Source organism: Ectothiorhodospira haloalkaliphila ATCC 51935 (genome assembly GCF_000633935.1).
Lineage (GTDB): Bacteria > Pseudomonadota > Gammaproteobacteria > Ectothiorhodospirales > Ectothiorhodospiraceae > Ectothiorhodospira > Ectothiorhodospira haloalkaliphila.
Genome location: NZ_KK214996.1, coordinates 340,821 through 354,445, shown reverse-complemented (window position 1 = coordinate 354,445; position 13,625 = coordinate 340,821). Strand labels below are relative to the sequence as shown.

At 62.0% G+C, this 13,625-nt stretch carries 10 protein-coding genes, 2 tRNA genes and 1 pseudogene; 12 read left to right on the top strand and 1 reads right to left on the bottom strand.

The features are described 5' to 3' along the window. The first annotated feature begins 1 nt into the window (after position 1). The 9 genes from ECTHA_RS16970 to gdhA all read left to right on the top strand — a co-directional run bounded on the left by ECTHA_RS16970 (position 2) and on the right by gdhA (position 9,220). A complete protein-coding gene (locus ECTHA_RS16970) occupies positions 2 to 625 on the top strand; it encodes a histidine phosphatase family protein (protein WP_025282087.1) in 624 nt (207 codons plus the stop codon). Then, complete coding sequence (locus tag ECTHA_RS0103455) at positions 622 to 1,371, top strand: adenosylcobinamide-GDP ribazoletransferase (protein WP_025282086.1); 750 nt, start codon at positions 622 to 624, stop codon at positions 1,369 to 1,371. The genes ECTHA_RS16970 and ECTHA_RS0103455 overlap by 4 nt, the downstream gene beginning before the upstream one ends. A gap of 109 nt (positions 1,372 to 1,480) precedes the next feature. Next, positions 1,481 to 2,896: a glutamate--tRNA ligase gene (gene gltX, locus ECTHA_RS0103450; RefSeq protein WP_025282085.1), complete on the top strand. Its 1,416-nt coding sequence runs from the start codon at positions 1,481 to 1,483 to the stop codon at positions 2,894 to 2,896. Positions 2,897 to 2,924: 28 nt separating this feature from the next. After that, positions 2,925 to 3,000: transfer RNA gene (locus ECTHA_RS0103445), tRNA-Ala, on the top strand. 32 nt (positions 3,001 to 3,032) lie between these two features. Beyond that, positions 3,033 to 3,224, top strand: a complete 192-nt coding sequence (locus tag ECTHA_RS0103440; RefSeq protein WP_025282084.1) for a hypothetical protein — start codon at positions 3,033 to 3,035, stop codon at positions 3,222 to 3,224. A 108-nt stretch (positions 3,225 to 3,332) separates the two neighbouring features. Continuing rightward, positions 3,333 to 3,408 (top strand) — tRNA-Glu (locus tag ECTHA_RS0103435). Positions 3,409 to 3,428: 20 nt separating this feature from the next. Beyond that, positions 3,429 to 4,535 carry an META domain-containing protein gene (locus ECTHA_RS16965; protein WP_084306688.1) on the top strand — a complete coding sequence of 369 codons (1,107 nt, stop codon included), beginning with the start codon at positions 3,429 to 3,431 and terminating at the stop codon, positions 4,533 to 4,535. 203 nt (positions 4,536 to 4,738) lie between these two features. Then, complete coding sequence (locus ECTHA_RS18870; protein WP_169738272.1) at positions 4,739 to 7,765, top strand: GGDEF domain-containing protein; 3,027 nt, start codon at positions 4,739 to 4,741, stop codon at positions 7,763 to 7,765. A gap of 105 nt (positions 7,766 to 7,870) precedes the next feature. After that, positions 7,871 to 9,220 carry an NADP-specific glutamate dehydrogenase gene (gene gdhA, locus ECTHA_RS0103420; protein WP_025282080.1) on the top strand — a complete coding sequence of 450 codons (1,350 nt, stop codon included), beginning with the start codon at positions 7,871 to 7,873 and terminating at the stop codon, positions 9,218 to 9,220. Between the two features lie 60 nt (positions 9,221 to 9,280). On the opposite strand, the gene ECTHA_RS0103415 is transcribed toward gdhA, so the two are convergent. Beyond that, positions 9,281 to 11,893 carry a PEP/pyruvate-binding domain-containing protein gene (locus tag ECTHA_RS0103415; RefSeq protein ID WP_035369245.1) on the bottom strand — a complete coding sequence of 871 codons (2,613 nt, stop codon included), beginning with the start codon at positions 11,891 to 11,893 and terminating at the stop codon, positions 9,281 to 9,283. Positions 11,894 to 12,086: 193 nt separating this feature from the next. On the opposite strand from ECTHA_RS0103415, the pseudogene ECTHA_RS20655 reads away from it, so the two are divergent. From ECTHA_RS20655 to bchL, 3 genes and pseudogenes are all read left to right on the top strand, one after another. After that, positions 12,087 to 12,161: pseudogene (locus ECTHA_RS20655) on the top strand (zinc-ribbon domain-containing protein); the annotation flags it as partial. Between the two features lie 21 nt (positions 12,162 to 12,182). Continuing rightward, entirely contained in the window at positions 12,183 to 12,485 is a 303-nt protein-coding gene (locus ECTHA_RS0103410) for a hypothetical protein (RefSeq protein WP_025282078.1), read from the top strand. A 297-nt stretch (positions 12,486 to 12,782) separates the two neighbouring features. Next, positions 12,783 to 13,613, top strand: a complete 831-nt coding sequence (gene bchL, locus ECTHA_RS0103405) for a ferredoxin:protochlorophyllide reductase (ATP-dependent) iron-sulfur ATP-binding protein (RefSeq protein WP_238624500.1) — start codon at positions 12,783 to 12,785, stop codon at positions 13,611 to 13,613. Positions 13,614 to 13,625 lie beyond the last annotated feature (12 nt).

The window sequence follows — 13,625 nt, the reverse complement described above, 5'->3', positions numbered from 1 at the left end:
CGTGTCTTCTTCCTATATCGACCTCATGCGTCACGGCGAGACCACAGGTGGTTTCGCCTTTCGCGGCAGCCTGGATGATGCCCTCACGGATCTGGGGCGGGCCCGGATGCAGGCCGGCCATGATCGGCACGGCCCCTGGCAACAGATCATCAGCTCCCCCTTGCGACGCTGTCTGGCGCCGGCGCGAGACTGGTCCCGGGATGCGGGCATACCGCTACAGGAGGAGTCGCGGCTGCGGGAGATGCATTTCGGCACCTGGGAGGGTCGCACTGCGGCGGATCTCATGGAGAGCGAGCCCGAGGCCCTGGGGAAATTCTGGCAGGATCCGCTGAACCACATCCCGCCGGGGGCCGAGCCCTTGGTGGATTTCCGTGAGCGGGTGTTGCAGGCCTGGCAAGAGGCCCTGGCGAGGGTGGAGGCGGGACCTCAATTGCTGGTCACCCATGGCGGGGTGATCCGGCTGATCCTGCTCCATGTGCAGCAACGCCCTCTCTCGGATCTGCTGAAACTGGATGTGCCCCATGCCTGCGTCTACCGCATTCATCTGGAGGATGAGGGGCAGGTCAGTGGGGTCAGTGCCCTGGGGGCCGTGGAGATGGAAGCAACCGCCGGAGATCACTCATGAAGCCTTTCCTGGTGGCCCTGCGTTTTCTCACCCGTTTTCCCGTCTCCTGGAACAACCCCACCGATCGGCAGGTGGGGCAGTCGCTGTTGCATTACCCCACGGTGGGACTGCTGATGGGCCTGTGCCTGGCGGCCCTGGCCTGGGGCCTGGGCGAGGGAGTGCTGGTCGCGGCCTTGATCATCGTCGCCTGGGTGATGCTCACCGGCCTGATGCACATGGATGGCCTGGCCGATACCGCCGACGCCTGGATTGGCGGGTTGGGCGACCGCGAGCGCACCCTGGAGATCATGAAGGATCCCCGTTGCGGGCCCGCCGGCGTGACCGCTCTGATTCTGGTGCTGCTGGTCAAGTTCGCCGCTGTACTGGAGTTGCTGGCACTGCTGGGGCAGGGGGCCTGGATGGCGCTGGTCCTGGCGCCCCTGTTGGGGCGGGCTGCCTTGCCGCTGCTGTTTTTGACCACCGACTATGTGCGCCCCGGTGGCATGGGCAGTCTGCTGGCTGAACATTTCCCTCGGTCGGCGGCGTGGGTGGTCACTGTCATGGTGGCCCTGGCTGTCCTGGCGGTGCCGCTGGGACTGGGGCTGGGCTGGGCGGGGGCGTGGGCCCTGGTGGGTGCCGGCCTGGTGTTCATCCTCGGTCGTGCCTGGATGCGTCACCGCATCGGCGGTACCACCGGGGATACTGCGGGGGCCCTGGCGGAATGTGTGGAGACGGGCGTGCTGGTGGCCGTGGTGCTGATGATCTGAGCCTGCCCCGGATCGAAACTTGATCCGGGGCAGTTGGCCATGATGAAGCCACCCGAGCCCTCTGCTACTCTATGCGGCTTGATAGCTAACCCCACAACCGAGGGACTCCATGAAAGTTCGCACCCGTTTCGCCCCGAGCCCGACAGGTTATCTCCATATCGGTGGCGCCCGTACTGCGTTGTTCTCCTGGCTGTATGCGCGCAAGCACGGCGGGGAATTCGTGCTGCGTGTCGAGGATACCGACCTGGCTCGATCCAATGCGGAATCGGTGAACGCCATCCTGGAAGGCATGAGCTGGCTGGGCCTGGAGTATGACGAGGGTCCCTTCTACCAGACCGAACGATTTGACCGTTACAAGGAAGTGGTGGAACGCCTGTTGGACGAGGGCCACGCCTATCGCTGTTACTGCACCCGGGAAGAAGTGGACGCCATGCGTGAGGAACAGATGGCGCGCAAGCAAAAGCCCCGCTACGACGGACGCTGCCGCATACGCAAGGAGCCCCGTGAAGGCGTCGAACCGGTGATTCGCTTCAAGAATCCGGTGGAAGGCGTGACCACCGTGGACGACATGGTGCGTGGCCGCGTGACTTTCCAGAACAGCGAACTGGATGACCTGATCATTGCCCGTTCCGACGGTACCCCCACCTACAACCTCACCGTGGTGGTGGATGACTGGGACATGCAGATCACCCATGTGATCCGCGGGGATGATCACCTGAACAACACCCCCCGGCAGATCAACATCCTCAAGGCCCTGGGTGTGGAGCCACCGCGTTACGCCCACCTGCCCATGATCCTCGGGCCGGACGGTGCCAAGCTCTCCAAGCGCCATGGGGCCGTTAGCGTAATGCAGTACAGGGACGACGGTTTCCTGCCCGAGGCCCTGATCAACTATCTGGTGCGCCTGGGCTGGTCCCACGGGGATCAGGAGATCTTCACCCTGGACGAACTCATCGAACTGTTTGATATCGATGATGTGAACCACTCGGCCTCCGCCATCAATCCGGAAAAGCTGCTGTGGCTCAATCAGCATTACATCAAGACCCTGAGCCACGACTACATTGCCCGCCAGCTTTCCTGGCACATGGGGCAGCGCAACGTGGATCCTTCGGGTCACCCGCCACTGCGGGACGTGGTGGACGTGCAGCGGGACCGCGCCAAGACGCTGGTTGAGATGGCAGATGCCAGCCTGTACTTCTACCAGGACTTCGACGAGTACGACGACAAGGCGGCCCGCAAGAACCTCAAGCCCGAGGCCGCCCCGGTGCTGCAGGCCCTGCATGGCGCCCTGGAGGCCCTGGCCGAATGGGAGCCGGAGCCAATTCATCTGACAGTGGGTGGTGTTGCGGAACGTTTGGAGTTAAAATTGGGCAAGGTTGCACAGCCCCTTCGGGTGGCGGCAACCGGGGGTTCCGTCTCTCCCTCCATCGATCAGACCCTGTATCTGCTCGGTCGGGAGCGCACCCTCAAGCGTATCAAGCAGGCCGTTGAATGGATTGAGTCACAAACTGTTGACAACACCTGAAACGGCCAGTAATATACGCACCTCCTTCGGGGCCATAGCTCAGCTGGGAGAGCGCTTGCATGGCATGCAAGAGGTCGGCGGTTCGATCCCGCCTGGCTCCACCAAATGATTTACCCGGTGATCAGGAAGCTCCGGCATGTATCGATTAGGCAAGATCTCGATGCTCGTCGGAACGCTGATCTGTTTGATCAGCCTGATCACCGGTTTTACTGCCTTGTTCACCGGTTACGATGACCTGGCAAAATATTTTCTCTCGTTGGTACCGATCAGTTTCCTGTTGGTCTTCACTGGACTGGTCACCGTTGTTTTAACGGGGCCTAGGGACTGAGTTTTACCTGAGAGGGTGGTTTTGAAGGGCCTTGTCCTGACCTTTCAAAATCACTTGAAAAAGTTCTGGCAAAAATGAATTTTTCTGCTAGAATGCCCGCTTTCTCTAGTCCCCATCGTCTAGAGGCCTAGGACACCGCCCTTTCACGGCGGCGACCGGGGTTCGAATCCCCGTGGGGACGCCATCTTGAAGATCAAGGCCCGGATGACCAGCAATGGCATCCGGGCCTTTTTCGTTATGGATCTTCCGTCACGTGACCGCATTCCCATTGGCTTAACTTGTTCACCGAGTATGATGGGAGATGATTTCCCTGGATGGAGCATCTCAATGAACAAGTGGTTCCTGGTCGGCGTTGCCGGCGCATCCCTTTTGGCACTGGTGGGCTGTGGCTCAGAGCAAGATCGGGTTGAGCCCGCCGGGGGTAGCATTGAGCCGGACCCAGCCCGGCTCGGTAGTGTGCTCTGGGATTGCGGAGGCATACCTGTGATCACTCGCCTAAGGGGAGAAATCCTCGAGCTGGTCATGGATAACCATGTTCACCACTTTCAAGCCGAGCCCGCTGCCTCCGGTGCCCGTTACGCCGGCACGGTGAATGGCGACACTGTCTCCTTCTGGAACCGTGGAGATGAGGCTGTACTCACGCTGGATGACGAAACGCGGCTGGACTGCCAGATGGCCCAGGCACCGACCTATCGCGCTCAGGGCAATGAGCCCGGCTGGCTGGTGCAAATCGGGCCGGATACGCTGGAGATTTCCATGGACTATGGCCAGCGGGAACTCACCCTGGCCACCCCGGAAGCCGTCAGGGATGACTCAGGCGTGCTCTACGCAGCCCCTACGAACGAAGGCCCCCTGGAGATCCGCATTGAGTCAGGGCTTTGCCGGGATAGCATGAGTGGCATGAGCTATCCGGATCAGGTGAGGCTCACCTGGGGCGAAACCGTGGTGAGAGGGTGCGGGGGTGACCCTCATGATCTGCTCGTGGGTGATGAATGGCAGGTGGTGAGCATGGATGAGGCGCCCCTGCTGGAAGACTCACATGCCACGCTCGCTTTTCTGCCCGGTGAGCGGTTGGCGGGACTCGCTTCTTGCAATCGCTATATGGGCGCCTATCAGCTGACTGGGGAAACCATGGAAGTGGGTCCCTTGGCCAGTACCCGAATGGCCTGCGCTGAGCCGCTCATGGATCAGGAGCTTTCCTTCATGCGATTGCTGGAGTCTGTGCGGCAACACCATTTTGATGAAGATGGGGCCCTGATACTGGAAGCCGATGAGGGTCGCAGCCTTCGTGCGGTGAGGGGAGGCGAGTAATGTTTTGTGTGGTGGCTGCAAACCATTGATGCCCCATAATTATTCCGGTCATCTGGATGATGGTCTCATATCTCCTCAGGGATATCGCGGCGATGCTATTGTCGAATAACGGAGGGGGTCGTCCCCTTGCCAAGGCCGGGCGGGCCTCAATGTCACAGGATAGGACAACACCCTGGTTGGTGAACGCCCCGGGTGGGGGAAATGTGTCTTCCACCCCCGGGGTGCCGCTTGCCACCATTCACTCGGATCGTGACGGGATCATCCTGGATCTCAACGACATGGCCGGCAGCCTGCTGCGGCTCAATGAGCGCCAGGGCAAGGGGATGCGAGGACGTCTGCACCTGGGGGAGTTGGTGGCCCCCGGTGAGCCTGAACTATTTGAGAATCTCTTTCGTGAGGCCACCGAACACGGGGCTTCTCTCGCCCAGGATGTGGCTTGCGCGGACACTGCCGGGCGCAGTTTCCGGGTGGATCTGCAAGTGGCATGTGAACCCGGGCGCGACGGTGAACCGGACCGATTCGTGTTTTTGCTCGCAGAACGCCTGCGTAACCGCCCCCTGGCTTCCCAAACCGATGGTCTGCTGCGGCATTTTTATGACCTGCACGTGATGGGTATGGCCATCCTGAACCCGGTGGATCTCCGCTGGCGCGAGGTCAACGACCGGTTATGCGAAATCCTGGGTTACGAGCGCAGCGTGCTGCTTGAGCGGTCGTGGGAGGAGATCTCCGATCCATCGGATCCCGTGTTTGACCCGCAGACCCTCCAGAAACTGTGCTCCGGCGGCACGCAGGCCCATACGGGAGAAAAGCGCTTCCTGCATCGGGATGGCCATGTGGTGTATGCGGGCATCCACCTGCGCGCAGTGCGCGATGCCAGGGGCGGCCTGCGATGCTGCATCGTCATCTTGCAGGACCTCACGCAGATTCAGCAGACGGCCCGGGAAGCTCGCCGGGAAAAGCACCTGCACACCATGATCAGCCGGGTCAATCAGGCCATCGTTCGCAGTCGTGGCCTCAAGCCCCTGTTGCAGGAGGTCTGCCGCATCAGCGTTGAGATGGGTGGGTTCAGTGCCTGCTGGATCGGTGTGTGGGACCTGTCGGATACCCGCAATCTGCGGGTCTTCGTTCGAGCCGGCGAGGATGTGGGCGACGTGGATCCGTTCCATAGTTCCAGGGAATGGCAAAAGGATCCGATGCCGAATGACGGCGAGCGACTGGTGCTCAATGAACTCCGTCCGGATGAGGGGCTCCCGGGTTCCCGGGCCGCAGCCCGGGCTGGCCGACGGTCCGTGGCCCGGTTTGCCATTGGGAGTCGGGGAGCCGTCACCGGTACGGTGAACCTTTTTTCCGACGAGCATGGTTTCTTCATCCCCTCCGTGGAGGCGCTCCTGGTGGAGATGGTCGATGATCTCTCCGTGGCCCTGGACAGGCTCACTGCCATGGAGGCCCTGGAACTGGCCAACAAGGTGGTGGAATCAAGCCCGGTGGTGCTGTGTCGCTGGTCGCCTCAGACTGGCCGGCCGGTGGAATATATCTCCAGCAACGTGTCGCGGTGGGGGCTTTCGGCTGCAGAGCTGGTTTCTGGGCAGATCCCCTTCCTGGACGTGATACACCCGGATGATCGAGCCCGATCGCAGGCAGAGGTCGCGGAGCATGTGCGCCTGAGACGTCCGCGATATCGCCAAGAGTATCGAGTGGTCACGGGGACCGGCGACATCATATGGATCGAGGAATTCACCCGCGCGGAATATGGCGAGGACGGTGAGCCTCTGGTCTTCGAGGGGGTGTTGACGGATATCACCCCCCGAAAACAGGAAGAGCAGCGAGAGGCTGCCCGTAGCCATGTGCTCTCACTGCTGGCCCAGGGGGCTGAGCTGCAGATCATCCTGGATGTACTGGCCGAGGAGGTGGAACTGGAATGCCCGGACATGCGCTGCAGCATCATGCTCGCTGACGACGCCCATGGCGCCTTGTTGGTGGGCGCTGCTCCGAGCCTGCCGGCCTTTTTCACTCGCGCTGTCAACGGCACTCCCATACAGGAAAATATCGGTAGTTGCGGGCATTCGGCGGCCACCGGCAAGGTGGTGATCTCGGAGGATATCCAGACGGATCCGCGTTGGGCTCCGGGCAAGAACGTTGCCCGGGAGGCCGGTCTGGCCTCCTGCTGGTCGGCACCGATCCTGTCGACCCGTGGACAGGTGCTCGGGACGTTTGCCGTCTACCATGAATACATCCACAGCCCCAGCGCACGCGACATTCATCTGATTCAGGAAAAGGCCAACCTGGCGGCCATTGCCATCGAGCGCACGCGGGATGCCGAGGCCTTGAAGGAGAGTGCGGAACGCTGGCGTTTTGCCCTGGAGGGGGCCGGGGATGGCGTCTGGGACTGGAAGCCGGACACCGACGAGGCCGTCCTGTCTCATCGGTGCAAGGAAATCGTGGGTATCGACGATGGAGGCGCCACACCCCATTACCAGCAGTGGCTGGCTCGGGTGCACCCCGACGACCTTGATCATCTCAACGAGCATCTGTGGTCGCATCTGGATGGCCGCTTGCCCAACTTTGTCTGCGAGCATCGGGTGCGCGATAGCCGAGGCGGCTGGCGGTGGATCCTGTCCAGGGGGCTGGTGGTGCGCCGTGATGAGCGTGGCAAGCCCCTGCGCATGGTGGGCACGGTCACGGACATCAGCGAGCGCAAGCGCATGGAGCAGGAACTTCGGGAGATGGCCACCACGGACTATCTCACGGGTCTGGCGAATCGCCGGCACTTCCTCTCTCGTGTCACCGAGGAGATCGCCCGCCTGGAGCGCAATGGCCATCGGGCGGTGGTGATGATGCTGGATCTGGACCACTTCAAGGCCGTGAACGACAATTTTGGTCACTCCGCAGGTGACGCGGTACTGCGGCATTTTGCCCACCTGATGCGCGACTGTCTGCGCAAGACGGACACCCCGGGCCGGGTAGGGGGGGAAGAGTTTTCCGTGCTCCTGCCGGATACCGCCATCGAGGCAGCCCTGCACCTGGCCGAGCGTTTGCGTGCCCGGGTGGAACAGGTGCCGGTGAACGTTCACGGACTGAGCATTCCGGTGACGGTGAGTATCGGCCTGACCCCCTTATGCTCCACGGATATGTCGCCGGATGATGCCTTGCAGCGGGCTGACAAGGCCCTGTATCAGGCCAAGTCCTCAGGTCGCAACCGTGTGGAATTTCTTACCGCCCCGGATTCATAGGGGGGCCTGGGGTGCTTCAAGGTCTGATGGGAATTACCCAAGGAATTGTGTGAAAGGTTACAATACCGCGCTTAAACACATTGAATGACGCGGAGAAGCCATCCCATGGTCGCAGGTCTGGACGAAAAGCTGGAACCCATCTATCAGGAAGTGCTGCACAGAAACCCGGGGGAAACGGAATTTCACCAGGCTGTGCGGGAAGTACTGGAAACCCTCGGCCCGGTGCTGGTGAAGTACCCGGAACTGGCGGATCGCAAGATCATCCAGCTGTGCTGCGAACCTGAACGCCAGATCATCTTCCGCGTGCCCTGGCAGGACGACAAGGGCCAGACGCACATCAACCGTGCCTTCCGTGTCGAGTTCAACAGTGCCCTGGGCCCCTACAAGGGCGGCATGCGCTTTCACCCTTCGGTGTATCTGGGCATCATCAAATTCCTGGGTTTTGAGCAGATCTTCAAGAACGCGCTCACCGGCATGCCCATCGGTGGTGGCAAGGGCGGCAGTGACTTCGATCCCAAGGGCCGTTCCGACGCCGAGATCATGCGCTTTTGCCAGAGCATGATGACCGAACTGTATCGCCACCTGGGCGAATATACCGATGTGCCCGCCGGCGACATCGGCGTGGGCCAGCGTGAGATCGGCTATCTGTTCGGGCAGTACAAGCGCATCACCAACCGCTATGAGTCCGGCGTATTCACCGGCAAAGGGCTGGATTGGGGCGGCAGTCGCGCCCGCAAGGAAGCCACGGGTTTTGGCACTGTGTTCTTCACGAACGAAATGCTCAAGGTGCGATCCGACTCCCTGGATGGCAAGACCTGCGTCGTCTCCGGTTCCGGCAACGTGGCCATCTATGCCATGGAGAAGGCCATGGAACTGGGCGCCAAGGTGGTGGCCTGTTCAGACTCCAATGGCGTGATCGTGGACAAGGAAGGCATCGACCTGGATCTGGTCAAGCAGATCAAGGAAGTGGAGCGTCGCCGCATCAACGCCTACGTCCAGGAGAAGAAGAGCGCCAGGTATCTGGAAGATGGCAACATCTGGGAAGTGCCCTGCCATGTGGCGCTGCCCTGTGCCACCCAGAACGAGCTCAATGGTCACGATGCCAAGGCCCTGGTGAAGAACGGGTGCATCGTGGTGGCCGAGGGCGCCAACATGCCCTGCACCCCGGAAGCGGTGCGCATTTTCTCTGACGCGGGCATCGCCTTTGGCCCGGGCAAGGCCGCCAATGCCGGCGGTGTGGCCACCAGCGCCCTGGAGATGCAGCAGAACGCCAGTCGCGACTCCTGGACCTTCGAGCACACCGAGGAGCGCCTGCGGGAGATCATGGTGGATATCCATCGCAACTGCTACGAGACGGCCGACGAGTTCGGTGCCCCGGGTAACTATGTGACCGGCGCCAACATCACCGGCTTCCTGAAGGTGGGCCGTGCCATGATGGCCATGGGCGTGGTCTGACGCCCGGGGGCACGCCGGCCCCTCACCCCAACCCCTCTCCCGCAAGCGGGAGAGGGGCTCTCATTTGCCTTCCTGGTAACACACCAGCCGCTGACTCACCACGTCGGCCACCAGCCTCAGGCCAACCCCGGCGACGTCATGCACCGTTATGCTCGCCAGCACGTCGGCATCCAGGCCATCCAGCGCATCTTCATCGATCACCTCCCGTGGCGCGCGATTCAGCCACTCGGGATGGTAGTCGGTGTGCCGGTCGTGAGGACGCACGGCCACGTAGGCGATGCGTGATTCCACCAGATCCTGGAAGAAATGCGACCCGTAGGACAGGTCCGGCACCACGCCGCCGCCCAGTTCAGCCACCTCCATGAGGACCGCCATGCGACTGATGTCCGCGAACCGGATGGGCACGCCCAGTTCCGGCGTGCTGGTCCCCCAGCGACCTGGGCCGATCAACAGGGTAGGGCAGTCATCCCGATTCTTCATGGCGCGATTGACCTGTCCCACGAGGCGGGCCACGGCGAATTTCTGGTGCGAGGTCAGGGCACTGTAACGCCCGCCGTCCACGCGGATCACCCGGTGAATGGGCTGATCCATGCTGCCACCCATGAAATGCCCCTGGGTTGCCAGCAGCAATCGGTCGTTCGACACGGCCTCCGGCACCGTCACGGGCCGGTTTTGCCCCAGTGTCTGCAGGGGGCGGCACTGCACCAGATTGAACGAGGGTTGCCCCTCAAGGCCGATGTGTACCGTGAATTCCACGTCCACCGGATACTCATACGTGGCTTCCAGGGTTCCCAGTAGCTGCTGCATCAGTGGCACGAAACGGGTTCGTGAGAGAAGCGGGGCGAAACTGATCCGCCAGGGCGGCGTGAGGCCATGTTCCCGGGCCCGCCGCACAGCCTCGCGGTCCTGCTCTCCACACCAGCCCAGGATGCGTTCCATATCCGCATCCAGCGGTGCCAACTGGCGCAAGGGAATACTGGTCAGAACGTTGTCGGTTACATCCAGGGTGTCGGCCTGGTGCTGGGAGAAGCGCATGGCATCCTCGTCATCCCGGAACGGGCGCTTCTCCGGGTGATCCAATGGGACAACACAGGCGTGGTCGTCATCATTGCGATCCACGGCCCGTGTGCCCAGGCCCACCACCAGTCGCGCCATGCCGGCGGCGGGATCCATCTGCGGATCCCAGGTGAAGATGTTGCGCGACACGCCCACCCCGGCAGCATCCGGCAGGTAATGACGACCGTGATAGCGACCGTTCACCCGCTGCAACAGGAGCGCCATGGGTTCCTCCATGCCGTCCAGGCCCCGCTGCTGGCGATACACCAGGGCATCTTCACCCATGGTACTGGCGAAGACCTGGCGGATGGCCTCCTCCAGTTTTGCCAGTCGCTCCTCGGGGGCGCCCTGGTTCACCAGGAAGACGCTGTCATACTTGCCTGCGAAGGCGTTGCCAAAGCCGTCCTCCAGCAGGCTGCTGGAGCGGACCAGGATGGGATACTGGCCGAAATAATCCAGCATCCGGGCCAGTTCCAGGCGGGTTTCCTCGGGCAGTTCGCCCTTGAGCATGCGCGCGTGCAGCGCGCGACCCTCGCTGTAATAACCTTCGGGTTCGTGCTGGCGCATGAGCAGTGGCCATAGGCCGTTGTGTACCAGAAAGGAGTAGTACACATCGGTGCCCAGAAAGAATGAATCATGGGGCTCCAGGTGCTCTTCCCAGGTGTTCGCATCCGCGTCCAGCAGGATGCGTCGGGCCAGTAGCATGCCGGCTGCCTTGCCACCGATGTAGCCGCTGCCGATCACCCGGGCGCGAATCGCCATCAGGTCCTCGAGGCGGAAGAATCGCCGCGCCAGCCCCAGGATGCGTTCATCCCGCCCCAGGAGCACCCGGCAGAGGCGTTCCACCTGGGCGGCCTGGCCTTTTTCGTCATCCGGCCTTTCAAGCTGCCGGGCGGCCTCCAGGAACAAGGTGTCCCAATAGTCCAGTTGGCGTTGCGGACCCTGACTGTGATCAGGTTGCAGGGCCGTTTGCACACGGGTGGCATCGCTGCTGTCGATCACCGGTTCGAACCGGTGTCCCCGGTGACGGTGGGGCAGGAACATGGTGGGAGACTGGCGCCGCCAGACCTTCACCGGTTGCACATGGCATTCGCTTGCGGTGCGGCGCACGTCGATGAGCACCTGGGTGGTCTCCCGGATGCGTGCCACCGTGGTGTGAGAGTGGCGGTCGTTGAGCAGGCCGAAATAAGCCACGGTATCCAGTTCGAACAGGTAGGGGCAGACCACACGGAACAGATTGCCCACCATCAGGTCGGTGGCCCAGTTCTCCAGCAGGTCGGAGAGGCAGTCGAATACGTAGAAGGCCCCGCGCCCATGATCCGTGATCAGGCGGTACACATGTTCCGTGAAGGCCTCGAAGCCAATCAGGGCATCCAGATGGACCACCCGTACATTGGGGCCGGCCTCCACAAGCGGAGCGTGATGACCGAAACGCAGGTAGATGATGCTTCGGTTGCGAGCGACGGCTGCCTGCACGAAGCTGTCGATGAAGCGTTGATAATCATCCACATGGTCCACGCGCCAGACCACGTTGTCGCCGATGCGCAGACAGTCGATCACTTCGTCCAGACCTGGCAGCCCGGTGGAGACGCGTGTAACCTCGGCTTCGTGTGTCATGAACTTGCCCTGGATCATGGGAACGGCGGCTTGTGCCGTCATGGATGAACTTCCCGGGAGTAAGTATTCACCCGGTGTTGATCGCCTTGTATCATGCGCGGGGTGACGGGCCCAAACCGGATCAGTCGCGGGACATGGCAGACCCGTGCGGCAAGGGGCCCAATCTGCGCTTCAATTTACAAGGGGATGACCAATGGCGTTAATTGAATGTCCCGAATGCGGCCGGGAAGTATCGGACAAGGCCCCCACCTGTCCAGGCTGTGGGGCACCCATCGCGGCTCAGGAGCACATGGAGGTCACGGAACAGGAGCCGGGCATGGAATATGAGCAGGATGTGGACGAAGAGTGGCTGCGGGGTGAGCAGGAGTACATGGCCTTTACGGACCGCGTGGCGCGTCATCGTGTGATGTCGGTATTGCTCTTCTTCGGCGGACTCACCCTGGGCATGGGCATGAAGGCCTGGGTGGGGCAGGAAGGCGACGGGCGCGCACTGATCTACTACGTGGCCGACCTCATGGTGTGGGCCGGGATCATCTGGCTGGTGATCAACGAAGCCCGCAACCTCTGGTTTCACCGTAAACTCGGCGGCTGAATTCAGCGAGCCCGTCGGGGGCGGCTGTGCTTGTGTTTGCAGATGCCGCGCGCTAACCTCCGGCGCTTGGCCGCGATCCATTCCCTCACCTCGGCCCGGGCGGCCAATCATCTGCTGGAAGCCTGAGCATCCCCCATGAACGGGCCCGGACGCCGAGACGCCAGGGGTCCGCCCCCGGCGCTTGTGAAGAACCCTAGACCGTCCTGACGGTATGACCGAGGAGAATACGGCGTGAACTCGACTTGCAATAACGACTGCCCCGCACCGCCGGACGGCGAGGGCAGCGTACAGGTGTCCATGGACCCCAATCTGCACATTGGCAAGGCCAAGGTGTTTGCCATTTATGGCAAGGGGGGCATCGGCAAGAGTACCACCTCGTCCAACCTGTCCGCCGCCTTCTCGCGACTGGGCAAACGGGTGATCCAGATCGGCTGCGACCCCAAGCACGACTCGACCTTCACCCTGACCAAGTCCATGGTGCCCACGGTCATCGATGTGCTTGAGTCCGTGAACTTTCATGAGGAAGAGCTGCGCCCCGAGGATTTTGTCTTCGAGGGCTACAACGGCGTCATGTGCGTGGAGGCCGGAGGCCCCCCTGCGGGTACCGGGTGTGGTGGCTACGTGGTGGGCCAGACGGTCAAGCTGCTCAAGCAGCACCATCTGCTGGAAGACGCCGATGTGGTGGTCTTCGATGTGCTCGGCGACGTGGTCTGCGGCGGATTTGCCGCCCCATTGCAGCATGCCCATCAGGCGCTGATTGTCACGGCCAACGATTTCGATTCCATCTTCGCGCTGAACCGCATCGCCGCAGCCATCGAGGCCAAGGCCAAGAATTACCAGGTGCGCATCGGCGGGGTGATCGCCAACCGCAGCGAAAACACCGATGAGATCGACCGTTTCAATAATGCCGTGGGCCTCAATCGCCTGGCGCACTTCCCGCTGCTGGATGTGATCCGCCGCAGCCGCCTGAAGAAGTCCACCGTCTTCGAGATGGACGACGAGCCGGAACTGAGAACGGCTCAGGCCGAGTACATGCGCCTGGCTCAGAGCCTGCTCGATGGCGTGCAATCACAGCGCGCCACGCCGATGAAGGACCGGGATATCTTTGATTTTCTGGGTTTTGATTGATGGTCGCCGGAG